This is a genomic window from Rhodococcus sp. WB1 (assembly GCF_001700945.1).
Taxonomy (GTDB): domain Bacteria; phylum Actinomycetota; class Actinomycetes; order Mycobacteriales; family Mycobacteriaceae; genus Rhodococcus; species Rhodococcus aetherivorans.
Genome location: NZ_CP015529.1, coordinates 1,640,772 through 1,666,198 on the forward strand (window position 1 = coordinate 1,640,772; position 25,427 = coordinate 1,666,198).

General features: G+C 72.2%; 23 protein-coding genes. 6 read left to right on the plus strand and 17 right to left on the minus strand.

Annotated elements, in window-relative coordinates:
• Positions 1-21: 21 nt before the first annotated feature.
• The 5 genes from A4U64_RS07240 to A4U64_RS07260 form a co-directional block, all read right to left on the minus strand.
• Positions 22-816, minus strand: a complete 795-nt coding sequence (locus A4U64_RS07240) for a DNA-formamidopyrimidine glycosylase family protein (protein ID WP_065922379.1) — start codon at positions 814-816, stop codon at positions 22-24.
• Entirely contained in the window at positions 816-5,333 is a 4,518-nt protein-coding gene (locus tag A4U64_RS07245) for an ATP-dependent helicase (protein ID WP_065922380.1), read from the minus strand. Before A4U64_RS07245 ends, A4U64_RS07240 begins: the two co-directional genes overlap by 1 nt.
• 95 nt (positions 5,334-5,428) lie before the next feature.
• Entirely contained in the window at positions 5,429-5,992 is a 564-nt protein-coding gene (locus A4U64_RS07250) for a hypothetical protein (RefSeq protein WP_050035479.1), read from the minus strand.
• 44 nt (positions 5,993-6,036) lie between these two features.
• Positions 6,037-7,407, minus strand: coding sequence for an FAD-binding oxidoreductase (locus A4U64_RS07255; RefSeq protein WP_198163431.1), 1,371 nt, complete (start codon positions 7,405-7,407; stop codon positions 6,037-6,039).
• Entirely contained in the window at positions 7,404-8,948 is a 1,545-nt protein-coding gene (locus A4U64_RS07260; protein WP_065922381.1) for an AMP-binding protein, read from the minus strand. Before A4U64_RS07260 ends, A4U64_RS07255 begins: the two co-directional genes overlap by 4 nt.
• 139 nt (positions 8,949-9,087) lie before the next feature.
• On the opposite strand from A4U64_RS07260, the gene A4U64_RS07265 reads away from it, so the two are divergent.
• From A4U64_RS07265 to A4U64_RS07275, 3 genes are read left to right on the plus strand one after another with little or no spacing between them, the layout of a single operon-like run.
• Positions 9,088-10,056 (plus strand): hypothetical protein, encoded by a 969-nt coding sequence (locus tag A4U64_RS07265; RefSeq protein ID WP_065922382.1) that lies wholly within the window; start codon positions 9,088-9,090, stop codon positions 10,054-10,056.
• 22 nt (positions 10,057-10,078) lie between these two features.
• Positions 10,079-10,456, plus strand: coding sequence for a hypothetical protein (locus A4U64_RS07270; RefSeq protein WP_065922383.1), 378 nt, complete (start codon positions 10,079-10,081; stop codon positions 10,454-10,456).
• Positions 10,453-10,887, plus strand: coding sequence for a pyridoxamine 5'-phosphate oxidase family protein (locus A4U64_RS07275; protein ID WP_029544672.1), 435 nt, complete (start codon positions 10,453-10,455; stop codon positions 10,885-10,887). The genes A4U64_RS07270 and A4U64_RS07275 overlap by 4 nt, the downstream gene beginning before the upstream one ends.
• Positions 10,888-10,897: 10 nt before the next feature.
• Here A4U64_RS07275 and A4U64_RS07280 read toward each other — a convergent pair whose 3' ends face one another.
• Positions 10,898-12,058 carry a hypothetical protein gene (locus A4U64_RS07280; RefSeq protein WP_065922384.1) on the minus strand — a complete coding sequence of 387 codons (1,161 nt, stop codon included), beginning with the start codon at positions 12,056-12,058 and terminating at the stop codon, positions 10,898-10,900.
• On the minus strand, positions 12,055-13,560 hold the full coding sequence (gene amaB, locus A4U64_RS07285; protein ID WP_065922385.1) for an L-piperidine-6-carboxylate dehydrogenase: 1,506 nt from the start codon (positions 13,558-13,560) through the stop codon (positions 12,055-12,057). The genes A4U64_RS07280 and amaB overlap by 4 nt, the downstream gene beginning before the upstream one ends.
• Before the next feature lie 36 nt (positions 13,561-13,596).
• Between amaB and A4U64_RS07290 the strand changes: the two genes are divergently transcribed.
• Together A4U64_RS07290 and lat are read left to right on the plus strand one after the other, a co-directional pair.
• On the plus strand, positions 13,597-14,046 hold the full coding sequence (locus tag A4U64_RS07290; protein ID WP_006939604.1) for an Lrp/AsnC family transcriptional regulator: 450 nt from the start codon (positions 13,597-13,599) through the stop codon (positions 14,044-14,046).
• A gap of 66 nt (positions 14,047-14,112) precedes the next feature.
• Positions 14,113-15,456, plus strand: coding sequence for an L-lysine 6-transaminase (gene lat / locus A4U64_RS07295; protein ID WP_065922386.1), 1,344 nt, complete (start codon positions 14,113-14,115; stop codon positions 15,454-15,456).
• Between the two features lie 37 nt (positions 15,457-15,493).
• Here the strand turns inward: lat and A4U64_RS07300 are convergent, their stop codons facing one another.
• Positions 15,494-17,431: a sensor histidine kinase gene (locus A4U64_RS07300; RefSeq protein WP_231772675.1), complete on the minus strand. Its 1,938-nt coding sequence runs from the start codon at positions 17,429-17,431 to the stop codon at positions 15,494-15,496.
• A 271-nt stretch (positions 17,432-17,702) separates the two neighbouring features.
• On the opposite strand from A4U64_RS07300, the gene A4U64_RS07305 reads away from it, so the two are divergent.
• The gene (locus A4U64_RS07305) at positions 17,703-18,521 is read left to right on the plus strand and encodes a tyrosine-protein phosphatase (RefSeq protein WP_065922387.1); all 819 of its coding nucleotides are present in this window, start codon (positions 17,703-17,705) and stop codon (positions 18,519-18,521) included.
• Positions 18,522-18,550: 29 nt separating this feature from the next.
• On the opposite strand, the gene A4U64_RS07310 is transcribed toward A4U64_RS07305, so the two are convergent.
• From A4U64_RS07310 to A4U64_RS07350, 9 genes are all read right to left on the minus strand, one after another.
• Positions 18,551-18,946 carry an MmcQ/YjbR family DNA-binding protein gene (locus tag A4U64_RS07310; protein WP_065922388.1) on the minus strand — a complete coding sequence of 132 codons (396 nt, stop codon included), beginning with the start codon at positions 18,944-18,946 and terminating at the stop codon, positions 18,551-18,553.
• A gap of 103 nt (positions 18,947-19,049) precedes the next feature.
• On the minus strand, positions 19,050-19,391 hold the full coding sequence (locus A4U64_RS07315; RefSeq protein WP_065922389.1) for a VanZ family protein: 342 nt from the start codon (positions 19,389-19,391) through the stop codon (positions 19,050-19,052).
• Positions 19,388-19,648, minus strand: a complete 261-nt coding sequence (locus A4U64_RS07320; RefSeq protein ID WP_006939587.1) for a hypothetical protein — start codon at positions 19,646-19,648, stop codon at positions 19,388-19,390. The genes A4U64_RS07315 and A4U64_RS07320 overlap by 4 nt, the downstream gene beginning before the upstream one ends.
• Entirely contained in the window at positions 19,649-20,029 is a 381-nt protein-coding gene (locus tag A4U64_RS07325; RefSeq protein ID WP_006939585.1) for a DUF1707 SHOCT-like domain-containing protein, read from the minus strand. It lies immediately after the preceding gene.
• Positions 20,030-20,049: 20 nt separating this feature from the next.
• On the minus strand, positions 20,050-20,661 hold the full coding sequence (locus A4U64_RS07330) for a DUF1707 SHOCT-like domain-containing protein (RefSeq protein ID WP_065922390.1): 612 nt from the start codon (positions 20,659-20,661) through the stop codon (positions 20,050-20,052).
• Positions 20,662-20,744: 83 nt separating this feature from the next.
• Complete coding sequence (locus A4U64_RS07335) at positions 20,745-22,541, minus strand: acetyl/propionyl/methylcrotonyl-CoA carboxylase subunit alpha (protein WP_006939582.1); 1,797 nt, start codon at positions 22,539-22,541, stop codon at positions 20,745-20,747.
• 120 nt (positions 22,542-22,661) lie between these two features.
• Entirely contained in the window at positions 22,662-24,104 is a 1,443-nt protein-coding gene (locus A4U64_RS07340) for a condensation domain-containing protein (RefSeq protein WP_065922391.1), read from the minus strand.
• Positions 24,105-24,110: 6 nt separating this feature from the next.
• Positions 24,111-24,524: a SufE family protein gene (locus A4U64_RS07345; RefSeq protein ID WP_006939577.1), complete on the minus strand. Its 414-nt coding sequence runs from the start codon at positions 24,522-24,524 to the stop codon at positions 24,111-24,113.
• Positions 24,521-25,414, minus strand: a complete 894-nt coding sequence (locus A4U64_RS07350; RefSeq protein ID WP_044476114.1) for a sulfurtransferase — start codon at positions 25,412-25,414, stop codon at positions 24,521-24,523. Before A4U64_RS07350 ends, A4U64_RS07345 begins: the two co-directional genes overlap by 4 nt.
• Between the last annotated feature and the right edge of the window lie 13 nt (positions 25,415-25,427).

Here is a 25,427-nt window from a genome sequence, read left to right on the forward strand (position 1 = left end):
GAGCCGGCGGGACGCGCCGGCTCAGCCGTCCCCGTCGCGCGGCTGACAGTGCGGGCACCAGTCGATCTTGCGATCCGGGTCGCTCGCCGACCCCAGCATGCCGGTCCGGATCGTGGTTCCGCACCGGCGGCACGGCTTGCCCGCGCGTCCGTATACCCATGTGCCCCGGCCGGGCCGGCGGTCGCCGGTGGTGATCCGGCTGACGCGGTCCCGGTTGAACACCAGCAGGCGGTGCGCCAGATCGACCCAGGCGGCCGCATCTCCCGCGTCCGCGACCGGTGTCGACGGGTGCACGCCCCGCAGGAAGCACAGCTCGCACCGGTACACGTTGCCCACCCCGGCCATCACCCGTTGATCGAGCAGCGCCAGACCGACGGGTCGGCCCGGATCGCGCATCAGGTTCGCGGCGGCGGCTGCCGGGTCCCAGTCCGGGCCGAGCAGATCGGGTCCCAGGTGTCCCACGGCCTCCTCCTCGCGGTCGCGGTCCAGCACCTCGACGATCCCGAGGTCGAAGCCCACGGCCTCGGCGTCCGCGACCGCGAGCACGATCCTGGCGTGATATCCCTGACGGCGCCAGCGGGTCCCGGGCGCGTGGACGTCCCACACCCCCTCCATCTTCAGGTGGGTGTGGAGGGTGTGCGCACCGACGCGGATCAGAAGATGCTTGCCCCGGGCGAGCACCTCGTCGACCACGGTGCCGGTCAGATCGACCGTCGCGTACCGGGGCACGCGGATGTCGCAGCGCGTCAACGGCTTTCCCGCGAGGGCGCGGCGCAGCCGGGTGGCCGCCTGGAAGACGGTGTCGCCCTCGGGCATCAGGCCCTCAACCGGAAACCGCGGGGGGTGGCCGAGAAGCCGGCCTCGGCGAGGAATTCCGCGAACAGGTGACCGTGAATGGAACTGCCGTCGACCTTCTCGACGACGAGCGTGTCGAGGCCCCCGCCCTTGACCGACCCGGCCAGTGACGCGCACGCACCGCGGAGAGTCCCCGGGTCCTCGGTGAACGTCAGTACCGTGCGGCCGCCGCGTTCGACGAACAGACCCAGCTCGCCGTCGACGAGCACCACCAGCCCCCCGGCCTTGCGGCCGGGGCGGTGCCGCGGCGAGTCCTCGGGCGCTGCCGACTTCGGCCAAGGCAGTGCCGCGCCGTACGGGTTCGCCGGGTCGCACGCGGCCAGCGTCACCGCGGGTGTGCCGGTGTGGCGGCCCTCGAGCGACTCGCCGTAGGACCGCAACCGGTCCACGACCTCCGGGGTGGAGAACTGCGCACCGCCGAGCGTGTCGACGAAGTAGCCGCGGCGGCACCGCCCCGTCTCCTCGAACCGGCTCAGTACCTTGTACATAAGAGCGAAGCCGCCCGGCACGCCCTCGGCGACGACCGCGCCGCGGGTGACCACACCGTAGCGCTCGAGCAGCAGGTCCGCGGCGGCGTGGGCGCGCACCGTCGGATCGGTTTCCCGGTCGGGCAGCAGCGACCACCGCCCACCGACCGTCGGTGGCCCGGTCCGGCTCGGCAGCGCCGGACGGCCGCGGTACATCCGGGCGCGCGGGGCGCGTCGGGGCGTGCGGTGCGCGGGGGTCGCGCGGGAGGTGTCGCCGACGAGGGCGCGCAGCGCGGCCGGTGTGTCCCCCGAGACGAGGCCGGCCCACACGAGATCCCACAGTGCCGAGGCGGTTTCCGTGTCGGTGGTGCCGAGGGCCTCGGTGAGCTGACGGAAGAAGAACGCCCCGCCGCCCGCGAGCGTGTCCAGGATGCCGCGGTGGACGTCGGTCTGTTCGATCTCGGCCGCCGGCGCGAGGGTCAGGGGGGCGGTGTCGGTCAGGTGCAGCGACACCCAGCCGTCCTTGCCGGAGATCTGCCCCGACCCCGCCCACAGCACCTCGCCCGTCGTGGTGAGTTCGTCGAGCATCGCGGGGGAGTAGTCCCGCACCCGCGGCGCGAGGATCAGCGGCTCGAGAGCGCTCGCCGGCACCGGCACCCCGGCCAGTTGCTCGACGACCGCGGCCACCCCGTCCACCCCGCGCAGGCCGCCGCCCACGTGCTGCCACGCCGGCAGGAACCGGCCGAGGGTGGCGGTGCCGACCGGCTCCACCTCGTGTCGTGCCGCCGCGAGCGACCGTCGCCGCAGCCGCCGCAGCACCTCGGTGTCGCACCACTCGGCGCCCGTCGTGCCGGGCCGGAACTCACCTGCGCTGACCCGCTTCTCGGCGGCCAGCCGGTGCAGCACGTCCTGCACCACCGCGGTGCCGAGCCCGAACCGGGCCGCCGCCTCCGCCGCGGTGAACGGGCCGTGGGTGCGGGCGTACCGGCCGATCAGGTCGCCCAGCGGATCGGGCACCGGCTCGACGAACGCCGTCGGCACGCCGATCGGCAACGGCACCCCGAGCGCGTCCCGGAGACGCGAGGCGTCCTCGATGGCCGACCACCGCTCGTGGCCGGCGAAGGACACCTTCAGCACCCGTCGCTGCACATCCAGCTCGTCGAGCCATGCGGCGGGATCGGCCGTGGTGCGCTCGGCGATCTCGGTCTCGGTCAGCGGGCCGAGCAGCCGGAGCAGGTCCGCGACACCTTCGGCGTCGCGGGCCTTGCGGTCCGGGGCCAGGTGCTGCAGCTCCAGTTCGGCCCGGGCAATGACGTCGGCGTCGAGCAGTTCCCGCAGCTCCACACGCCCGAGCAGTTCGGCGAGCAGTGTCGAGTCCAGCGACAGGGCCGCGGCGCGCCGTTCTGCCAGGGGGCTGTCGCCCTCGTACATGAACGCGCCGACGTAGTCGAACAGCAGTGAGGTCGCGAACGGTGACGCGGTGGCCGTCTCGACCTCCACGATGCGGACCTGCCGCCGGGCGACGCGGCCGAGCAGGTCCCGCAGGGCGGGCAGGTCGTAGACGTCCTGCAGGCATTCCCGCACCGTCTCGAGCAGGATCGGGAAGGTGGGGTAGCGACGGGCCACGTCGAGCAGCTGCGCCGAGCGCTGCCGCTGCTGCCACAGCGGCGCCCGCTTGCCGGGCGTGCGCCGCGGCAGCAGCAGTGCCCGCGCCGCGCACTCCCGGAAGCGGGAGGCGAACAGCGCCGAGCCGCCCACCTGCTCGGTGACCAGGTCCTCGATCTCGTCGGTGTCGAAGGCGAACACCTCCGCGCCGGGCGGGGCGTCCTCGGTGTCGGGGAGCCGGACGATGATGCCGTCGTCCGAGGCCGTGGGCGCGGCCTCGACGCCGTACCGGTCGAGCAGCCGTGCGCCCACGGCGAGCGCCCACGGCGCGTGCACGCGCATCCCGTACGGGGAGTGCAGCACGAGGCGCCAGTCGCCGAGTTCGTCGCGGAACCGCTCGACCACCAGGGTCCGGTCGGTGGGCAGGTGGCCGGTGGCGTTGCGCTGCTCCTCGAGCAGCCGTGTCAGGTTGGCGGTCGCGTTGTCGTCGAGGCCGCCGCGACGGCACCGGGCGGCGGCGTCCTCCGGATCGGCGTGCCCCAGTTCGCGCACGAACGCCCCCAGGGCGGCGCCGAGTTCGGCCGGGCGGCCGACTCCGTCACCGTGCCAGAACGGCAGCCTGCCGGGCTGCCCGTAGGCGGGGGAGACCAGCACCCGGTCGAAGGTGATCTCCTCGATGCGCCAGCTCGTCGCGCCGAGCGCGAACACGTCGCCCACCCGGGACTCGTACACCATCTCCTCGTCGAGTTCTCCGACCCGGGTGGCCTTCTCGCCGACCATGTACACGGTGAACAGGCCGCGGTCGGGGATCGTGCCGCCCGAGGTGACGGCCAGCCGCTGCGCGCCCGGCCGGCCGGTGAGGGTGCCGGCGGTGCGATCCCACACCACCCGGGGCCGCAGCTCGGCGAACTCGTCCGACGGGTACCGCCCGGCCAGCAGGTCCAGCGTCGACTCGTACGCCGAGCGGGGCAGCGTCGCGAAGGAGCCGCTGCGCCGCACCGTGTCGAACCACTCGTCCACGTCGAGCGGCTCGAGGGCGACCGCGGCGACGGTCTGCTGGGCGAGCACGTCCAGCGGGTTGGCCGGCACCTGCAGGGCCTCGATGTGCCCGCCCACCATCCGTTCGACCGTGACCGCGCAGTGCACCAGGTCGGTGCGGTGCTTGGGGAACAGCACCCCGCGGGAGACCTCGCCCACCTGGTGGCCCGCCCGCCCGACGCGCTGCAGTCCGCTCGCCACCGACGGTGGTGCCGACACCTGGATCACGAGGTCGACCGCACCCATGTCGATGCCGAGTTCGAGGCTCGAGGTGGCGACGACGCAGCGCAGCCGCCCGGACTTCAGGTCGTCCTCGATCAGCGCCCGCTGGTCCTTGCTCACCGAGCCGTGGTGCGCCCGCGCCAGCAGCGGCTGCGCGCCGAACGCGACCTCGGTGGGCGCCCCGATCTGCGCCGGGGGCGGGGGCCGGCGGTCCACCGCCTCCCCCTCGCGTTCGGCGTGGATCTCGTTGAGCCGGGCCGTCAACCGCTCGGCGAGGCGGCGGGAGTTGGCGAACACGATGGTGGAACGGTGCGCGACGATGAGGTCGACGATCTGCTCCTCGACGTGCGGCCAGATCGACCCGGCCTGCGGAACCCCCGGCATCCCGTCGTCCGAGGGTTCCGGCTGCACGCCCAGTTCGGTCATGTCCTCGACGGGCACCCGCACCGTGAGATCCCACGTCTTGGCGGACGGCGGGGCGACGATGCGGATCGGCGCGGTCCCGGCGAGGAACCGGCCCACCTCCTCGTGCGGGCGCACCGTCGCCGACAGGCCGATCCGCTGCGCCGGCCGCCCGAGCAGCAGATCGAGCCGTTCGAGAGAAAGAGCAAGGTGCGCACCGCGTTTCGTTCCGGCGACGGCGTGCACCTCGTCGACGATGACGGTCTCCACGCCGGCGAGCGTCTCGCGCGCCGCGGAGGTGAGCATGAGGAACAGCGACTCGGGGGTGGTGATGAGGATGTCCGGCGGGGTGCGGATCAGGGCGCGCCGGTCCGCCGCCGACGTGTCGCCCGAGCGTACGCCGACGGTGATCTCCGGCGGCTCGAGGCCGAGCCGCCGCGCGGTCTGGGTGATGCCGACCAGCGGCGAGCGCAGGTTCCGTTCCACGTCCACCGCGAGGGCCTTGAGCGGGGAGACGTAGAGCACGCGGGTGCCGGAGTGCTCGGTCGGGGTGGCCGCGAGGCGGTCGAGCGACCACAGGAACGCCGAGAGTGTCTTACCCGACCCGGTGGGGGCCACCACCAGGGTGTGCGCGCCGGACGAGATCGACTCCCAGGCCCCGAGCTGCGCGGCGGTCGGGGCCTCGAACGCGCCCGCGAACCACTGCCGGGTGGGCTCGGAGAAACGGGTCAGGACGTCGGTCACCGTTCCATGGTGCACCGCCGGTACGACACGCCGGAGGTTTCCCGGACGCCGCGCTCGTGCCGGTGGCCCCCGGCCGGCGGGTCGGGGGCCGGACGTCAGTCGGCCAGCGCGAACCGAGCGAGCTGCGCGCAGTGGTGAGCCGACCATCGGCACTTGCCGTTGCGCATCACGCGTCCGACGAGTGCGGCGGCGGCCGGCTCCCACGGCACGGCGGCGAACTGCGCGCGGCTGGCGGGTCCGTCGGACCAGCCGATCGACACGACCGGCCCGTCGGGGCGGAACCGCAGGTCCGAGTGGGCCGCCGCGAGCACGTCCACGCTCGTTCCGGCGGCCGCCTCGAGGTCGTCGACGGCCACGGTGACCCGGCCGCCGATCCGGCGGGGCTGCGCCGCCGGGGCCTCCACGTACAGCCCCGCGGCCTCGATCGCGCCGACGTGCACGCTCACCAGCGGTTCCGCCTCGATGGAGCCGTCGTGCGGCGGCAGGCACACCACCGACCAGTACTCGCGTTCACTCATCCTCGGGTTGGGCACCGCGGCGCGCACGTAGTCGCGCAGCCAGGCTGTCGCCGTGGCGAACTCCGGGTACTGCTCGAACGTCCGGTAGCGGGTGTCGCGCAGCGGCAGGCCCGCCGGCGACAAGGGCGTACGGGCGTTCACTGGATTCGGTCCTCACGCACGCGGCCACCGTACTCGATCTTGCTTCAGAGGATGACGCCCGGATTGAGGATGGATTCCGGGTCGAGCGCCGCCTTGATCCGCCGGGTCAGGGCCATCACGTCGGGACCCACCTGATCCGGCAGCCACGCCTTCTTCAGCCGGCCCACCCCGTGCTCCCCGGTGATGGTGCCGCCCAGCGCGATCGCCAGGTCCATGATCTGCCCGAAGGCCACGTGCGCGCGGGCCGTCTGGTCGGCGTCGGCGGGGTCGTACACGATCAGCGGATGAGTGTTGCCGTCGCCGGCGTGCGCGATCACCGCCACCGTCACCGCATTGCGGTCGGCGATCTCGGCGACACCCCCGACCAGTGCCGGCAGGGCCGGCAGGGGCACGCCGACATCCTCGAGCAGCAGGCTGCCGGTCCGTTCGACCGCCGGGATGGCCATCCGCCGCGCCGCCGCGAACGCCTCGCCCTCCTCGGGGTCGTCGGTCGAGAACACCTCCTCGGCACCGGCGTCCTCGCACGCCCGCACCATCGTCGCGATCTCCTGCGCCGAGGCCGTGCCCGGCGCGTCGGACCGGGCGATGAGCATCGCCTCGGTGTCGCGGTCCAGTCCCATGTGTAGCGCGTCCTCGACCGCATTGATCGAGGCGCGGTCCATGAACTCGAGCATCGCCGGGCGCAACGTGGCCGTCACGGCCAGCACCGCGTCGGCCGCGGCCTGGACCGAGCCGAACGTGGCGACCATCGTCGATGCCGGCGGTTGCGGCGGGAGGAGCCGCAGGGTCACCTCGGTGATGATGCCGAGGGTGCCCTCGCTGCCGACGAACAGCTTGGTCAGCGACAGGCCCGCCACGTCCTTGAGGCGGGGTCCGCCGAGCCGCACCGCGGTGCCGTCGGCGAGCACCACCTCGAGGCCGAGGACGTAGTCCGTGGTGACGCCGTACTTCACGCAGCACAGCCCCCCGGCGTTGGTCGCCGCGTTGCCGCCGATCGTGCACATCTCGAACGAGGACGGGTCGGGCGGATACCACAGCCCGTGCTCGGCCGCGGCCCGCTTGACCTCGGCGTTGAGCAGTCCCGGCTGGACGACCGCCGTGCGGGTGACCGGGTCCACGGTGATCGCCCGCATCCGCTCGGTGCTCAGCACGATCCCGCCCGGCACCCCGCCCGCCCCGCCGGACAGGCTGGTGCCCGCGCCGCGCGGCACCACGGGCACCCGGTGGGCGCTCGCCCACCGAAGTGTGGCTTGCACGTCCGCCGTGCGCGTGGCCCGCACGACCGCGCGCGGCACCGCCGCGTCCGGATCGCGGGCCCAGTCCTGCCGGTACCCGGCGAGCAGGTCCGGATCGGTGATCAGCGCGCCGGCCGGGAGCTGGTTGGCGAGTTCGGCGAGATCGGCGGACACGGTCAGCCTGCCGGGGTGAGGTAGCGGGCGCGCAGCTTGTGTTTGACGAGCTTGCCGGTGGGCGTGCGCGGCAGGTCGTCGGAGAAGTCGATGCTGCGCGGCGCCTTGAAGTGGGAGACGCGCTCGCGGACGAAGTCGAGGAGCTCGCGCTCGACCTCGGGTCCGGGCTCGACGCCGTCGGCGAGCTGGACGACGGCCTTGACCTCCTCGCCCATCTCCTCGTTGGGGACCCCGATCACCGCGACGTCGTACACCTTGGGGTGCAGGGTGAGGACGTTCTCCGATTCCTGCGGGTAGATGTTCACGCCGCCGGAGATGATCGTGAACGCGGCCCGGTCGGTGAGGTACAGGTAGCGCTCCTCGTCGAGGTATCCGATGTCGCCGCTGGTGGTCCAGGTCGGATGATCGGGGTGCGTCGCCTCCTCGGTCTTCTCCGGGTCGTTGTGGTACTCGAACGGCCGCTCGTCGCGCTCCCACCACACCGTGCCGGTGGCACCGACCGGCAGCTCGGCGCCGCTGTCGTCGCAGATGTGGACGACGCCCATCACGCCGTCGCGACCCACGGATCCGGGGTGCTCGAGCGCCTGCTCCGAGTCGATGAACGTGGCCCCGGCGCCCTCGGTGGAGGCGTAGTACTCGTACACGATCGGGCCCCACCACTCGATCATGGCGCGCTTGATCTCCGGCGGGCACGGCGCCGCTGCGTGGATGGCGACCTTCAGGCTCGACATGTCGTACTTGCCGCGCACCTCCTCGGGGAGCTTGAGCATCCGCACGAACATCGTCGGCACCCACTGGCTGTGGGTGACGCGGTAACGCTCGATCAGGGCGAGCGCCTCCTCCGGCTCGAACCGGTCCATGAGGACCACCGTGCCCCCGACGGACTGCACCACTCCGCAGAAGCGAAGCGGCGCAGCGTGATACAGCGGGGCCGGGCACAGGTACACCGACTCGGCATCGAAGCCGTACATCGGGGCGAACACCGCCGTGTAGGGGTCCGGGACGTCCTGGACCTGCCCCTCGGGCAGCTTCGGCTTGATGCCCTTGGGCCGGCCGGTGGTACCCGAGGAGTAGAGCATGTCCTGACCACGCGGCTGCGACTCCAGCGGCGAGGCATCGAATGCCGCGAGCGCGTGGGCGTAGTCGTCGAAGCCGGGCAGTGCACCGCCGTACACGAGCCGGCGGATCACGTTCGGGTAGGCCCCGGAACGGGTGTCGATCGCGGTCGCCGCGCCCGCCGAGGCGAGGAGCACCTTCGCGCCGCAGTCGTTGACCACGTAGGCGGCCTCGGCGGGGGTGAGGTGCCAGTTGACCACCGTGACGTACAGGCCGGAACGCAGCGCCGCCCAGTAGACCTCCATCACCCGCAGGTCGTTGTCCGAGATCAGCGCGATGTGGTCGCCCCGCTCGAGGCCGGCGGCGCGCAGGTATTTCGCGAGGCGGACGGAGCTCTCGTCGAGCTGCCGGTAGGTGAGCGACTCCCCGGTGGCGGGCCGCACGATAGCGGGCTTGTCGGGGGTCGTGGCGACGAAGTTCCCAGGAAACATGCCCCTTGGTCTACCACAGCTGTGGCCCGGGTCACGTGAGCCGAGAGGCGCTCGGCGCAACTGCTCGACCGGCCCGTCCGCTCGGCGTACCCTCACCCGCACGTGAACGGCACCGGAGCATGCGGACAGGAGGGACGACGTGGCGCTCGCTCTCGAGAAGGACCGCCTGGTGGTCGAGTTCCCCGAGGTGCACGCCGCCGCCCGCATGGCCGTCTCGTTCCACCGCACCCTGCGGGTGCCGGACGACGGCAACACCTACCCGTTGCCGCCCGGCCTGGGACGGTTCCCGCTGCGGACCGTCGCCGGACTCGAGGACGCCCGGATACCGGACTCGTGGCGGTCCCGCGGCGGACTGGTGATGCCGATGTGGCAGTCGGAGGCGTGCTGGCTCGGGTTCGAGTCCCGGTACCCGTTCCTGGTGAAGGTCGCCGCCGGGGACGTCGACGCGCTCACCGGCGAAACCTGGTCGCCGGTGCCGGACTTCGAACGCGAGGACTACCTCGAGGTGCCGGCGCAACCGTGGCTCGACGGCTTCGTCGTGGCGCAGGGGCGGGTGCGCCAGTTCGTCGCGATGCCACTCGGTTCCGGCTACAGCGTCGAGGAGCAGCTGCGGTCCGGGCCGGCGCAGGGCGGGGTCCGCATCGCGGCGTACCCCATGCGGGCGCGACGATGGGAGGAACGTGCCGAGTTCGACGCCCGCCGTCCGATGCACTCCTTCGCGCCGGCCGCGGCCATGGGGCTCGGTGCCGGCGGGTCCGTCGAGCAGGGCGTCGCCACCCCGGTCGAACCGCACGATGCGTGGGACCTCGACCACCGCTCGGTCGTCGACGTGCACCTGGTGAACAGCGAGCAGTGGCGCACGGTCACCGGGGAGGACCCACCGACCCGGCCCCTGGTCGCCGCCGACTACACCGGGCGCGGATTCCCGTGGTTCGAGCTCTACGACGAGACCGTCGCGCGGCAGGGGGCGCAGCCGCTCGCGGACGTCGACACGGTTGCCGACGTCGGGCGGCGCCGCGGGGAGCCGTTGCCCGGCAACGAGACCGTCACGGTGCCCGAACCGATCCGGATCCGGCCGGCCCCGCGCGATCCCGGCCGCCGCGGATGATCCGGAGGTATCGTCTGTCGGCATGGGGCGGATCACCCAGCGCGTCGAACCGGAATCGCTTGCCGGCAGGCTGCTCGAGCACGGTCGGGCGGCGGTCGCGTTCGACGACGCCGGTGCGGTCACTGCGCTGCCCGCGCGGGTCCGGCGACGCGACGGCGAGTTGTGGGTCGGTGTGCCGCGGGAGTCGGTGCCGCCGTCGGCCGGTCTCGACCGGGTCACCGTCCTGCTCGACGACGGCGAATTCTGGTTCGAGCTGCGGGCGGTGAACTGGCGCGGACGCCTCGCCGCGGCGGATGCCCCCGCCCCCGACGGTCGCGAGGACCTCGCCTGGTTCGTGTTCACGCCCCGGCGGGCCACCGCGTGGGACTACGCGACCCTGCACGAGGAGCGGGACGCGTGAAGGCGGACGACGCCGTCGTGCGCGACTTCCTCGACCGTGCCCTCGTCGCGCGCCTGGCAACCCGCTCCCCGAAGGGCGCGGCGGCCCTGGCCCCGCTGTGGTTCGTGCAGGTCGACGGCCGGTTGTACTTCGGCACCGGTCGCAGCACCGTGGCGGCGCGCAACGCGGCCGCGAATCCCGACGTCGTGGTGCTGCTCGACGACGGCGAGCGGGGACCCGTCCTGCGGCTGCACGGCCGGGCCACCGTGCGGCCGGGCGGGCCACCGGCGGCCGTCATGGCCCGCTTCGGCCGGAAGTACTACCTGGCCGGGTGGCGCTCGGAACTGTCCCACGCGCGGAGCTGGCTCCTGCGTACGCGGTACTACGGCCGGACCGAACCGGCCACGATCGTCGTCGAGCCGGGGGAGGCCGAGCTGCTGCGGCGGCCCTGAGGGGTGCCTCTCACGACGGCGGTCCGGCGTTCACGGCTGCGACGTGCCGCAGCCACTCGGCGAGCGCCTGGAATCGCTGCCGGTCGGGATGGTGGAACACCACCGTGTCGGGATCCGCCGACGCCGGCGCGCCGTCCCGGCCGCTGCCCGTCACGATCCGGAGCAGGCCGTCGGTCTGTGGCAGCGCCGGGCGGAACTGCACGTCCACCACGTCCCGCAGACGGATCCGCTTGGGCGTCAACGGAACCGGACCCAACGCCCGCGCCACGGGGCCCTCCCGCAGGATCCACAGCCGGTCGCCCTGCACGACGATCTGCCCGCCCCACCCGTGGTACCGGTGCATCGGCAGCACCGGGTCGGGCGGGTCGGCGACCGGGCCGGGCGCCAGCCGCGGCACGACCACCGGCGGTCCGTCCAGGACGCGCTCGTCGATCTCGTCGGCCGGCGTCACCGACACCGTCACCTCGGCCGCCAGCCGGGATCCGCTCACCGCGGCCCGCGCGGCGGTGCGGAGTCCACGCGCGGACAGGTGCGTCACGATCGGCAGCAGACGCGCACTGGACCGCCGGCCGAGGTATCCACACGCCCGGTCGTCCACCCGCACCTCCACCAGCGCGCCGTCCGCCTCGTGGAGGGTGACGAGCAGGGCGTACTTGCCGGGCGGGTCGGCGTAGGGGTGCAGCAGGTCGAAGTGTCGTTCCTCCCCGGTGACCTGGAGGGTCCGGCCCGGGGGCAGCAGCGTGTAGGGCACGTCCGGAGGATCGTTGCGGGGCACCAGTCGGGCCGGGGCGCCGAGGCTGACCGAGACGCGGGCGATGACGCGGCCGCTGCGGGCCGGGTCGTCGTTGTAGGCGCCCGCATCGGCGGCCCAGATGCGGCCCGGCACGGTCGGCAGATACCCGCCTGCGACGACACGGCGGAGCACCGGCCCGTAGCGCAGCGCGTCGCCGTCGCCGAGGATGCCCAGCGTCAGCCCGTCCGCGCGCACGCTGACGCCGTGTGTCTCCGGCAGCAGGGACACCTCCCTCCGGATCTCGGCGCCGGCCGGCTCGAACGCCGCGCCGAGGGTCCGCACGATGTGGTCGGTCCACGCGAACTCGCCCTCGATCTCGGTGTCGAACCGGTCCGGTCGGCACCCCCACAGTCGGTACGGAACCAGATTGTCGCTCAACCGAACTCCACACCCTGCGCCAGCGGCAGATCGTCGGAGTAGTTGATCGTGTTGGTGGCGCGGCGCATGTACGCCTTCCACGAGTCCGAACCCGACTCGCGGCCGCCGCCGGTCTCCTTCTCGCCGCCGAACGCGCCCCCGATCTCCGCGCCGGAGGTGCCGATGTTGACATTGGCGATGCCGCAGTCCGAGGCGGCGAGGAAGCGCTCGGCCTCACGCTGGTCGGTGGTGAAGATCGACGACGAAAGTCCTTGGGGTACCCCGTTGTGCAGGGCGATCGCCTCGTCGAAGCCGTCGTAGGTCAGCACGTAGAGGATCGGGGCGAACGTCTCCTCCCGCACCACGTCCGTCTGCGCCGGCATCCGCACGACCGCGGGCCGGACGTACACCCCGTCACCGGGGACCTCGACAGCGTCGCCGCCCGTGACGAGAATGCCGCCGTCGAGTTCGGCGCGCTCGAGCGCGGTCTGCATCGCGGCGTGGGCACGGCCGTCGATCAGCGGTCCGACGAGCACCCCGTCGTCGAACGGATCGCCCACCCGCAGCCTCGAGTAGGCCTTGGCGATCCGCTCGGTCAGCTCGTCGACGACGGAGCGGTGGGCGATCAGCCGTCGCAGGGTGGTGCAGCGCTGCCCGGCGGTGCCGGCCGCGGCGAACACCACGGCCCGCACGGCGAGGTCGAGGTCGGCGGAGGGGCCGACGATCGCGCCGTTGTTGCCGCCGAGTTCGAGCAGGCAGCGCCCGAACCGCGCCGCCACCCGGGGCGCGACGATGCGGCCCATCCGGATCGAGCCCGTCGCGCTGACCAGCGCGACGCGCGGATCGTCGACCAGCGCCTCGCCGACGGCAGCGTCGCCGACCAGGACGTGGTGCAGGCCGGCGGGGGCGCCCACGTCGCCCGCGGCCCGCTCGAGCAGCGCGTGGCAGGCCAGCGCCGTGAGCGGGGTCTTCTCGGAGGGCTTCCACACCACCGGATCACCGCACACGAGCGCGATCGCGGTGTTCCAGGACCACACGGCGACGGGGAAGTTGAACGCAGAGATCACCGCGACCACCCCCAGCGGATGCCACGTCTCCATCAGCCGGTGGCCGGGTCGCTCGGAGGGCATCGTGCGGCCGTAGAGCTGGCGCGAGAGGCCGACCGCGAACTCGCAGATGTCGATCATCTCCTGCACCTCGCCGAGCGCTTCGGAGGGGATCTTCCCGGCCTCGAGCGTGACGAGCTCGGCGAGATCGGACTTGTGCTCGCCGAGCAGGTCCCCGAGCCTGCGGACCAGCCGTCCCCGCATCGGCGCCGGGACCTGCCGCCAGTGCCCGAAGGCCGCGCTCGCCGCGGCGACCGTGGCGTCGACGTCCGCGCCGCGGGCGGGGTGCAACCGCGCGAGCTCCGAGCCGTCGATCGGGCTGGTGACCGTGTGGGCGCCGTCGAGGGCGGGGGCGCTCGCCCCGCAGCGACGCAGCGCGGCCGCGGCGCGATCGTGCAGATTGCCAGTCGGATTCATCGTCGATGTCCTTTCCGGTTCGATTAGCCTGCGCTGATGGCGGAAAACTCGAAGGAGTCCCTGGACGAGATCGACCGGCTGCTCATGCGCGAACTGGTGGTGGACGGCCGGGCGACGCTGGCCACTCTCGCCGAGAAGGCCGGGTTGTCGATCTCCGCGGTGCAGTCCCGGGTTCGCCGCCTCGAAGCCCGGCAGGTGATCCGCGGATACGCGGCGAAGGTCGATCCCGAAGCGCTCGGGTTGATGCTGTCGGCGTTCGTCGCGATCACCCCTCTCGACCCGTCCCAACCCGATGACGCGCCGGCGCGGTTGCGGCACATCGACGCCATCGAATCCTGCCACTCCGTGGCGGGGGACGAGAGCTACATCCTGCTCGTGCGCGTCGCCTCGCCGCGGGCGCTCGAACAACTGCTCCAGGAGATCCGTGCGACGGCGAATGTGGCCACCCGCAGCACCGTCATCCTCCAAACATTTTACGAACGATAGCCGAATAAAGGGGTGATCTTCCTTTATCGCGCCGATCTTGACGGAACTTTGACGTATTCTCTGGGCATGAGCACTGCATTCCGACACCCGGACGGTGCCCGCGAGCTGCCCCCGAGCCGGGTACACGCCGTTCTGCGCGAACATCTACTGGTGGACGGGTTCGACCTCGTCCTCGACCTCGACCGATCGCGGGGCGTGCGGCTCGTCGATCAACGGGACGGCACGACCTACCTCGACATGTTCGGGTTCTTCGCGTCCTCCGCGCTCGGGATGAACCCGCCCGACATCGTCGACGACCCGGCGTTCGCCGCCGAACTCGCCGCGGCCGCCGCGAACAAGCCCAGCAACTCCGACATCTACACGGTGGCGATGGCCCGGTTCGTCGACACCTTCGCGCGGGTGCTCGGCGACCCGGCTCTGCCGCACCTGTTCTTCGTCGACGGCGGCGGGCTCGCGGTGGAGAACGCACTCAAGGCGGCCTTCGACTGGAAGAGCCGGCTCAACGAGGCGCGCGGACTCGGCTCCGACCTCGGGGGCAGCGTTCTCCACCTGACCGAGGCATTCCACGGTCGCACCGGCTACACGATGTCCCTCACCAACACGGACCCGATCAAGACGGCCCGGTACCCCAAGTTCCGCTGGCCGCGCATCGACGCGCCTTACCTCGCCGACGACCGCGACGTCGAGGCCGCGGAGGCGCATGCGCTGCAGCAGGCGCGCCGGGCGTTCGCCGAGAATCCGCACGACATCGCGTGTTTCATCGCCGAACCCATCCAGGGCGAGGGCGGCGACCATCACTTCCGGCCGCAGTTCTTCCAGGCCATGGCAGACCTGTGCCGCCGTCACGATGCGCTGCTGATCTTCGACGAGGTGCAGACCGGCGTCGGGCTGACGGGAACCACCTGGGCGTACCAACAGTTCGGCGTCGCCCCCGACATTGTCGCCTTCGGTAAGAAGACCCAGGTCTGCGGCATCATGGCCGGCGGCCGGATCGACGAAATCCCCGACAACGTCTTCATGGTCTCGTCGCGGCTCAACTCCACCTGGGGTGGCAGCCTGACCGACATGGTCCGCGCCCGGCGCATTCTGGAGGTGATCGAGCGGGACCGGCTCGTCGACCGGGCGCGCATGACCGGGGCGCATCTGCTGTCCGGGCTGAACCAGCTCGCCGGCCGCCACCGGCTGGTCGGCGAGCCGCGCGGACGCGGCCTGATGTGCGCGTTCACCCTGCCCACGCCCACCGTCCGCGACGCCGTGCTCACCCGCCTGCGGGTCGACGAGCACGTGCTGATGATCGGAACCGGGCAGCGCGGCATCCGGTTCCGGCCGCCGCTGACGGTCACCACCGCCGAACTGGACGAGGCGCTCGACGCGCTGGACCGCGTGCTGGGAGAAGTGGCACGGCATTGATCCGCCGGGCCGGGAACCGTCCGGCGGACTGGGCCGGTCAGGACTCGACGTCGAGGTGGAACGGGAGCGTGACGTCGACGGTCGTGCCGCGGCCCTCGGGACTGTCGAGCACGAGGTCGCCGCCGAGAGCCTCGGTCCGATCCCGCAGCCCGTCCAGCCCCCCGCCGGGCGTCGGCCGCGCGCCACCGCATCCGTCGTCACGGATCGTCATGCGCAGCGCATCACCCGCCCGGTGCAGGCAGATGCGGACGGCGGTGGCCCCGGAGTGCTTTCCGGCATTGGTGACGGCCTCCGCCCCGATGAGGTACGCGGCGAGCTCGACGGGAGGCGAGGGCCGGCCGGGGAGGCCGTCGTCGATGCCGACGGGCACGGGTGCCCGCTCGGCCAGCGAGCGCAGCGCAGCCGCGAGCCCGCGCTCGGTGAGCACCGCCGGGTAGACACCCCGGGCGAGCTCCCGCAGTTCCGTCAGGGCGGTGTCGAGTTCGGCGGCACCGTCCGCGAGCAGCCGGCGCAGATCGGCCTCCTCCCCGGCGCGCTGGGCGCGGCGCAACAACAGCGACGCGGCGACGAGCCGTTGCTGCGCGCCGTCGTGCAGGTCGCGCTCGAGGCGTCGCCGCTGGATGTCGCCGGCGGCGACGATCCGTTCGCGGGAGCGCCGCACCTCGTCGAGCCGGAGCTGCAGGTCCGCCTGCAACCGTTCGTGCTCGAGGGCCAGCGCGGTGGCGCTGTGGACCGCGGCGAGCAGCTCGGGTTGGGTCTCGAGGGACGGGTCGTACACCAAGGCCCCCACGGGAGTGCCGCCGCGTTCGAGGATGGTCGCCGCGCGAGAATCGGAACGGCGGGGAAGAGCGTGGACCGACCCGTCCGGATCGACGTAGGCCGCGCGCTCCGGCGCATAGGTCCACAGCACCAGGCTCGGGTCATGCACGGCGCGTCGGAGCGCGTCGACGAACCCGAGACCGAGCGGCGCGGTGCCGATCTCGACCATCGCGTCGCTGACCGCAGCTCGTGCGAGCCGGTACCGGACGAGGCCGACCGCGACCGCCAGCGGGAACAACGCCGTGGCCGGGTAGCGCAGGTTGAGCACCCAGGTCGGCGGCGACCACGGCAGGTTCACCGCGCTGGAGAGCACGGCGAGCGTGATTACCGCCGAGACGCCGTATGCGACGCCGAGGGGAGCGAACCCGGACCGGTACGCCGGCGACCCCGACCGCCAGCGCGCGACCACCACCACCACGAGTGTCACCACGATCAGGAAGGCGCAGAACCCGACGACGAGCTGCACGATCCGTGCGAGGGACGGATCATCGCGCAGGAGAAGCAGATTCGTCGACGTCGACGGGGACGCCGCGGGTGCGGTTCGCGGATCGAAGAACAGCCACTCGGCCACGATGCCGACCGTGGCGAGAATCCAGGCGGCACCGACGAACACGCGCTGCCACGGTCGTTCCAGCCGACCGGTCGGGAACCCCACGAGAGCCTGGAGCAGGACGGGCAGGTACAGGTTCGTCGCCACCACGCCGACGGTGAAGGCCACGGGTTCGCCGGAGCGTCGCAGACCACCGAGGAACCACAGCAGGCCGGCGATGAGGACGAGGGGACCGGTCAGGTCGTGCGGGCGGGTGTTCCACGCGATCGCGCCGGCCACGACGAACGCCACACCGGCGCCGAGGAACAACCCGAGTTCGGTCGGGCCGAACACCGGCAGGAACGGGCCCTCGGCGGCAGCGAAGGACTCGCGCGGCCCGAGCAGGAGCGTGCGCGCCGGATCCCGCAGTCCCGTCGGCGACCGGTCCACCGCCGCGGCGATCGACACGACGAGCACCACGGTGACCACGACGAGCAGCTGAATCACTCGTTGCCGCACCCCGGCCTCCTCCCGGACCGTCTCAGTCTCCTCCCACGTCGGCGCGGGCACCACCGTGCTGGCACGGAACGCCTCCGGTGTCACCACGGTGCCGGAATCCGGTGTCACCACGGATCCGGCCGAACGAGCATCGACAGCCACAGTTGTGATGTGTCCGGAACTCGCCGGAACACCCCGGAAAGCGGCAGCGAGAACGCCGCACGAAACCGATCCCGGTCGTCGACGCCGACGGCGTGTGCATGGCCGCGATCCAAGCTCTCCACCGCCGAGTGATCGCACTGGAAGAAGAGGAACTGGCGGAGCTACGACGGGGTGACCGGTCGTGCGGCGCCGGAGAAGCGGGCACGACAGCCTGAATCGACCCGGCTAGGGTGGGCCCATGTCGGACTCCGCCGCCAGTAGCCCTGCCCGAACACCCGGGCTCGAATCGAAGTCGATCCCGAACCTGCGCGACATCGGCGGGTGGGCCACCCGGGACGGCGCGTCGGTGCGCCGGGGCGTGGTGTACCGATCGACCGACCTGAGCCGGGTCACCGAAGCGGATGCACGCCTACTCGAAGGCCTCGGCCTGACGGCGGTCGTGGATCTGCGCACGGCCGCGGAACGGGAGGCGGCGCCCGACCGGGTACCGGCCGGCGTCCGGCATCGTCCACTCGACGTGCTCGCCGATCGTGAGCACGGTTCGATCGCCGCGCACATGAAGGAGTTGCTGACCGACGCCGCGTTCGCCCGGGAAATTCTCGGGGACGGCCGCGGCGCCGAGTACCTGCGGGGCAGTTACCGCGACTTCGTGCTGCTGCCGAGCGCCCGGGCAGCGTATCGGACGCTGCTGCACTCGCTGCTCGCCGACGACGGTGCCCCGGTTCTCGTGCACTGCACCACCGGCAAGGACCGCACCGGCTGGGCCGCAGCGGTGCTCCTGCGGGCGGTCGGTGTCGAGCTCGACTCGGTCTTCGAGGACTACCTTCTGACCAACGAGTTGCTGCTGCCGGTGTTCGAACCGATCCTCGCGGCGCTCGCCGAGAGGGGGGTGGACCGTGCGGACCTCGAATCCGTTCTCGGCGTCCGCGCCGAGTACCTCGAGGTGGCATTCGCGACGGCAGAGGACACGTTCGGGTCGTTCGACCGGTACGTCGACGAAGGCCTGGGGCTCACGAACACCGATCGGGACCGGCTCGGGCAGGCTCTACTGGGGTGAGATCCGGCGCGGCGGTGCCGCGGCCCGGATCATCCGACGCGGCCGTCCAACTCGCGCACCAGCCGCGCCGGTGCCGTGACCCGGAACGACATGTCGAGCAACTCGGCGACCTCGTCCCAGTCGACGTCGGCCCGATCCAGATCGAACCCGATCCACCCCGACGGACCCAGATACGCCGGGGTGTAAGTGTGTGCCTGCCCGAGCAGCGCATCGTGCTCGTCGGTGTCCGGTTTGACGAGCAGAGACCGCGGGAATTGGGCGCCCGTAGCCTTGACGGACCCGCCGTACACGGCGAACGCGGTCTTCGTGTAGAAGAACGGCCTGCCGTGCGAGATCTTCTCGGCGGCCCCCGGGAAGGTCAGCGCCAGCCCGCGTACCCGTGCCAGCAGCGGATCGGCCTCGTCGAACATGACGGGATGCGGCATGCGCGCAGCGTACCGTCCGGAGGCGACACCACGACCGGCGTCCGTTCTTGCTGCTCGGGACGCCCCGCGGCGGCGGGGAAGTCGTATCGGCGGACGCGAGCACCTACGTCCGTGCTCGGGAACGACGACGCACTGCGGCGTACAGCGCAAGCCCGAGCAGCGCCCCGGCCAGGTCCGCGCACCAGTCCCACACCGACCCCGACCGGCGCACCGCGACGGCGGCCTGGAGGACCTCGGTGAGCGCCCCGTACACGGCGAGCCAGACGACGGTCGCGGCGGGCGGGATCCGGGCGAAGCGGGACGCGTACGCGAGCACCGCGAACATCAGTGCGTGCGTGATCTTGTCGGCGTGCGGGAACGCCGACGGAGTCGTATCGCCCGGCAGCATGAGCAGCACGGTGACGACCACGAGCGTGAGCGCCACCGGAACGAACCGGGCGGTCATGTAGATTCGGTGACCGCCATGTTCCAGGCGCTCTCGGCGAACCGGCGCACGGCGGCCAACGCGGCGGCCAGCGCATCCTCGCAACCGGGTTCGGCCGACCCGGTCAGCGTCCCGTCCGGCCGGAGTTCCACGGTGGCTTCGACATCGGCGGTCGTCGCCTCCCGCACCGACCAGTGGTAGCCCGTGCCGGCGGCCCACTCGTCGGGGCGTTCGGCGAGCAGGTACCAGTTGCCGGCGTTGATCTCGACGGGGTCCACTCAGCAGCCGCCCTTCGTGCCCTTGGTCGCGGAGTACAGGATGCCTGCGGCCGGGATCAGCAGGAACCACAACCAGTTGTCGAAGACGAAGAACAGCAGGAGGGCGACGAGGGGGATCAGCCCCATGGCGGCGGTGCGCCACCTCTCCCGCTGCTCGGCCTTCGCGGTGTCGTCCACCGGCGCAGGCGTGTTCGGGGTCGCCGGGGGAAGGTCGGTGAACAGGGCGTCGAGTTCGGCGCGGGTGGTGGCGGCGGCCGCCTTCGCGCTGCGCTCGTCGAACTCGACGAGGGTGAGCCTGCCCGCACCGAAGTGCTCACCGAGCAGGTTCAGTGCCTGTTCGCGTTCGACGGTGCCGATGCGGACCTCGGGGGAGTCGGCCATGGGTCCACACTAATGGGTCGTCAGCGACCGGTCCCGCCGGTCCCGGTCCGGAATGCCCGGGAGATGATCAGGATCAGCGCGACGGCGGAGATCAGCAGCGCGATGGGGTGCCGCAGCACCAGCGCCGGCGCGACGGCGAACATGCTCATCGTCAGCAGCCACACCAGGTCCGGGACGTCGCGCGTCGCGGATGGCTGTGGGTCCCGGGAGTGCGGGTCCCGGGCGGCGGGGGCGGGGAGCGGCGGGACGTCGCGGAGAAAGGCCGGCTCGGCCGTGCGCGGTCGTCCGCCGCGGGCGCGGGCGGCAAGGACGGCGACGGTGGCGGCGACCGTCGCGCCCGTCATGATCCACACGTTCGGTTCCAGGAGTTGGTAGAACGCGACCAGTCCGAGGGCCACGACCGGGACCAGAAGCCACCATCCGCGCCGGTGCCCGTCGGCCCGGCCGGTCACGGTGGGCAGGTCGGTGAACAGGACCGCGAGATCGCGGCGGGTGACGGCGGCGGCGATGCGGCCGCTGCGGTCCTCGAACTCGGTGAGGGTGAGGCGACCGGCACCGAAGTGCTCGCCGAGCAGGCGCTGGGCCTGTTCGCGCTCGGCCGTGCCGATACGGACCTCCGGTGAATCGGCCATATCACCACCCTAGTCCCGGAACGAACGACGGCGCGCCCCGTGAATCCGAGGATTCACGGGGCGCGCCGTCGCAGGCGGAACTGCTACTTGAGCTCGGCGAGCACCGTGCCCTGGGTGATGGCGGCGCCGGGCTCGACCGACAGGCCGGTGACGACGCCGGCCTTGTGCGCGTTGACCGGGTTCTCCATCTTCATGGCCTCGAGCACCACGATCAGGTCACCCTCGGCGACCTCCTGACCCTCGGAGACCGCGACCTTGACGACGGTGCCCTGCATCGGCGCGGTCACCGCGTCACCGGAGGCTTTGCCGCCGTGGGCGCCGCCCCGCTTGCGCGGCTTCGGCTTCTTGCGGAGCGCCCCGCCGGCGGCACCGCCGCCGGCGCCGAGGGTGAACTGGCCGGGCAGCGACACCTCGACGCGGCGGCCGCCGACCTCGACGACGACGTTCTGCCGCGGCAGCGCCTCGTCCTCGTCCTCGGGGGCGACCCCACCGCCGGTGTACGGCTCGACGGTGTTCTCCCACTCGGTCTCGATCCACTTGGTGTAGACGTCGAACTTTTCGCCGTCCCCGACGAAGGCGGGGTGCTCGACGATGTGCCGGTGGAACGGGATCACGGTGGCCAGGCCGTCGACCTCGAACTCGGCGAGGGCGCGGCGAGCACGCTCGAGGGCCTGGGTGCGGGTCTCGCCCGTGACGATCAGCTTGGCGAGCATCGAGTCGAACTGGCCGCCGATGACGTCGCCCTGCACCACACCGGAGTCGACGCGCACGCCCGGGCCCGAGGGCTCGCGGTACACGCTGATCGGACCGGGGGCCGGCAGGAAGCCGCGGCCGGCGTCCTCACCGTTGATGCGGAACTCGAACGCATGCCCGCGCGGGGCCGGGTCCTCGGTGAGCTCGAGCTTCTCGCCGTTGGCGATGCGGAACTGCTGGCGCACCAGGTCGATGCCGGCGGTCTCCTCGGTGACCGGGTGCTCGACCTGCAGGCGGGTGTTGACCTCGAGGAAGGACACCGTGTCGCCCTGGACCAGGTACTCGACCGTGCCGGCGCCGTAGTAGCCGGCCTCGCGGCAGATGGCCTTGGCGGACTCGTGGATGCGGCGGCGCTGCTCGTCGGTCAGGAACGGCGCGGGGGCCTCCTCGACGAGCTTCTGGAAGCGGCGCTGCAGCGAGCAGTCGCGGGTGCCGGCGACGATGACGTTGCCGTGCTGGTCGGCGATGACCTGCGCCTCCACGTGGCGCGCCTTGTCGAGGTACTGCTCGACGAAGCACTCGCCCCGGCCGAAGGCGGCGATGGCCTCGCGGGTCGCGGACTCGAACAGCTCGGGGATCTCCTCGATGGTGTGCGCGACCTTCATGCCGCGGCCGCCACCACCGAAGGCCGCCTTGATCGCGACCGGCACGCCGTACTGCTTCGCGAACTCGACGACCTCGTCGGCGTTCTTGACGGGATCCTTGGTGCCGGCGGCCATGGGTGCCTTGGCGCGCTCGGCGATGTGCCGCGCGGTGACCTTGTCGCCGAGGTCGCGGATGGCCTGCGGGGAGGGGCCGATCCAGATCAGACCGGCGTCGATCACGGCCTGCGCGAAGTCGGCGTTCTCGGACAGGAAGCCGTAGCCGGGGTGGATCGCGTCGGCACCGGACTTGCGGGCGGCGTCGAGGATCTTGTCGAACACCAGGTAGGACTCGGCGGAGGTCTGGCCACCGAGCGCGAATGCCTCGTCGGCGAGCTTCACGAACTGGGCGTCGGCGTCGGGTTCTGCGTAGACGGCCACGCTCCCGTAACCGGCATCCTTGGCGGCTCGGATGACCCGCACAGCGATCTCGCCGCGGTTGGCGACGAGCACCTTCGTGATGTGCGCGCTGGCATGACTGGGCACGGAGCCTCCTGTTGATCGATCGTTAGGTTATTGCCGTCTCTGGGAGTGTAGGCGCCAATCCGATAGACGATGTAACCGGATAGCCCCTACACCCTACGGGTCGCCCGGAACCCGGCAACATTACCGGCCGGTAGCGGAAGCGCCCTCGTTCCCGTGTTCCGGCGTGTCCCACTCGCGGCCCTCGCTCGCCTCGTGCATCAATTCCCGGACCCGCTCGACGAACGACGGCACGTTGGCCGCGGCGGTCGGCGTGTCGGGAAACCGGCCCGCCAGGTTCACTCCCTTCGGGCTGCGGTTGAACCACAGGAACACGTCGTGCGTGTAGCTGCGGCTGCGCAGCGTCCGGGCGTTCCACTGCGGCCACTGCGCGGCCATGGGGACGAAGCGAACGTCCATGTACGACACCAGGAATCGCGGTCGCATGGGTACCTCGAGCAGTTCGCCGACCAGGTCGAACGGCACCCGGGCGCTCGCCCGCGTGCGGCGCAGCTCGGCGCCCGCGCGCGCCGTGAGCGTCGCGAAGTCCGTGGCCCCGGCCGCATCGATGTCGACCGGGCGCAGCCCCACGAACCAGCCGAGGGCCCCGGCCCACATCGGACCGCTGCGGGTGTGGGACGGCGCGATCGTCCGGAACCGGTCGACCCCGGCGAGCTCGACCGTGGCGCGGGCGAGGCACGCGAGCGTGCCGGCGAAGAAGCCGTGCCCGGCCTCCCGGCAGCGGGCGGCGAAGCGGTTGGCCCGGTCGTCGTCGAGCATCCGCGTCGACAGACGGCGCTGCGGCACCGCACCGGCCGGCCGGGGGCCGAGGGGCAACGGGAACTCGGGCATCGCGCCGCCGCCGGCGGTCAGGGCCTCCCGCCAGATCCGCACGGCCTCGTGCTCGCCGGCCAGATCGGCGGCGTCCGCCCGCTCCGCGGCACCGAAGTCGATGTAGCTGCCCACGGGGAACAGTCCGGCCGGCCGGCCGGACCGCTCCTGCTCGTACAGGGCCGTGATCTCGTGGGCGACCAGCACGACCGAGTAGGCGTCGGCGACCGCGTGGTCGGCGGCGAAGAACACCGTGAACGACGCCGCGGACGCGTCCCCGTCCTCGGGCTCGAGGGTGGCGAAGACGTACGCCGGCCACGTGTGCGGCTCGGTGCAGTCGGCCAGCAGTTGCTCGAGGTGCTCGCGGATGTCGTCCGGGGCGGACGGCAGGTGCCGGACGAATCGGACCGACACCGCGCCCGGCGGCGCGGTCCGCCGGGTCACGCCGCCGGAGCCGACGGCGCCGTCACCGCTCAGGACGACCTGGCTGCGCAGCGGTTCGTGCCGGTCGATCCACCGCTCCAGGGCGCGCCGGAACGGCTCCTCCTCGAGGCGTCCCGCGACCTCGAAGGCGGTGCCCAGCCACGCGTCCGGGACGTCGCCGTACCGGCTGCCCGCGGTGCGCCGCAGATGTGCCTCGTGCACGTACGACACCGGTCGCGGATCGGTGCTCCAGGCATCCGCTGCGACGCACGGCAGCCATTCGGTCAGTACACCCGCCGGGATGGGGTAGTCCTCGAGTTCGGTGAACTCCATGGCATCTCAGGAACGCAGATGCCGCTTGATGCGCGCCAGCATCGCGCTCATTCCCCGCAGGCGCAGGGGGCTGACCGCGTCGGCCAGCCCGAGGGCCGAGTAGAAGTCGTCGGGCACCTCGAGGATCTGCTCGGCGCTGAGACCGTCGAGCCCCTGATGCAGGATCGATGCGAATCCGCGGGTGGTCGGGGCCTCGGGGGGCGCGCTGAAGTGCAGCCGCACGTGCTCCCGGTCGGCCGTATCGACCGACAGGAACAGCGGCGACTGACATTCGGGGACCGGCTCCATCGCCGCTTCCTCGAGCTCGGCCGGGATCGGCGGGAGTTCCCGGCTGAACTCGAGCAGCAACTGCAGCTTGTCCTGGCCCTCGACGGCGGCGAAATCGTCGACGATCTCGGCGAGGGGAGCGGGCAGGGTCACCGGGCCGGCACCTCTCCGGGCTCCTCGCCCTTGACGATCGGCACCCGCACCGCGTTGCCCCACTCGGTCCACGACCCGTCGTAGTTGCGCACGTGCTGGTAGCCGAGCAGGTACGTCAGCACGAACCAGGTGTGACTGGACCGTTCCCCGATGCGGCAGTAGGCGATGACGTCGGAGTCCGGCGCGATGTCGGCGTAGATCTCCTCGAGCTCGGGGCGCGAGCGGAACCGGCCGTCCGGCGCCGCCGCGCGGGCCCACGGGATGGACACGGCCGTGGGGATGTGGCCGCCGCGCAGGGCGCCCTCCTCGGGGTAGTCCGGCATGTGGGTGCGCTCGCCGGTGTACTCCTGCGGGGAACGCACGTCCACGAGCGGGCCCTTGCCGAGATGGTCCAGCACGTCGTCCTTGAACGCCCGGATCGCGGCGTCGTCCCGCTCGATCACCGGGTAGCCGGTGGTGGTGCTCACCGGGATGTCGAGGGTGGTGTCGCGGTTCTCGGCGATCCAGGCGTCGCGGCCGCCGTCGAGCAGGCGCACGTCCTCGTGGCCGAACAGGGTGAACACCCACATCGCGTACGCGGCCCACCAGTTGGACTTGTCGCCGTAGACGACGACCGTGTCGGTGCGGCGGATGCCCTTGCGGTCCATGAGGGCGGCGAACCGCGTGCCGTCGATGTAGTCGCGGGTGACCGGGTCGTTGAGGTCGAGATGCCAGTCGATCTTCACGGCGCCGGGGATGTGGCCGACGTCGTAGAGCAACACGTCCTCGTCCGATTCGACGACCTTCACCTCGGGCGCACCCAGATGGGCGGACAGCCACTCCGTCGACACCAGGCGGGTCGGATCGGCGTAGGCGGCGAAGGACGGGTTGGCGTCGGGCGCGACGGGCACAGGTGGCTCCTGA

What these genes read in the sequence shown, in the direction of transcription:
- A4U64_RS07240 (WP_065922379.1), bottom strand. Translation starts at nt 816, where the DNA reads ATGCCCGAGGGCGACACCGTCTTCCAGGCGGCCACCCGGCTGCGCCGC.
- A4U64_RS07260 (WP_065922381.1), bottom strand. Translation starts at nt 8,948, where the DNA reads ATGTTTCCTGGGAACTTCGTCGCCACGACCCCCGACAAGCCCGCTATC.
- A4U64_RS07270 (WP_065922383.1), top strand. Translation starts at nt 10,079, where the DNA reads ATGGGGCGGATCACCCAGCGCGTCGAACCGGAATCGCTTGCCGGCAGG.
- amaB (WP_065922385.1), bottom strand. Translation starts at nt 13,560, where the DNA reads ATGAATCCGACTGGCAATCTGCACGATCGCGCCGCGGCCGCGCTGCGT.
- A4U64_RS07290 (WP_006939604.1), top strand. Translation starts at nt 13,597, where the DNA reads ATGGCGGAAAACTCGAAGGAGTCCCTGGACGAGATCGACCGGCTGCTC.
- lat (WP_065922386.1), top strand. Translation starts at nt 14,113, where the DNA reads ATGAGCACTGCATTCCGACACCCGGACGGTGCCCGCGAGCTGCCCCCG.
- A4U64_RS07305 (WP_065922387.1), top strand. Translation starts at nt 17,703, where the DNA reads ATGTCGGACTCCGCCGCCAGTAGCCCTGCCCGAACACCCGGGCTCGAA.
- A4U64_RS07310 (WP_065922388.1), bottom strand. Translation starts at nt 18,946, where the DNA reads ATGCCGCATCCCGTCATGTTCGACGAGGCCGATCCGCTGCTGGCACGG.
- A4U64_RS07315 (WP_065922389.1), bottom strand. Translation starts at nt 19,391, where the DNA reads ATGACCGCCCGGTTCGTTCCGGTGGCGCTCACGCTCGTGGTCGTCACC.
- A4U64_RS07325 (WP_006939585.1), bottom strand. Translation starts at nt 20,029, where the DNA reads ATGGCCGACTCCCCCGAGGTCCGCATCGGCACCGTCGAACGCGAACAG.
- A4U64_RS07330 (WP_065922390.1), bottom strand. Translation starts at nt 20,661, where the DNA reads ATGGCCGATTCACCGGAGGTCCGTATCGGCACGGCCGAGCGCGAACAG.
- A4U64_RS07340 (WP_065922391.1), bottom strand. Translation starts at nt 24,104, where the DNA reads ATGGAGTTCACCGAACTCGAGGACTACCCCATCCCGGCGGGTGTACTG.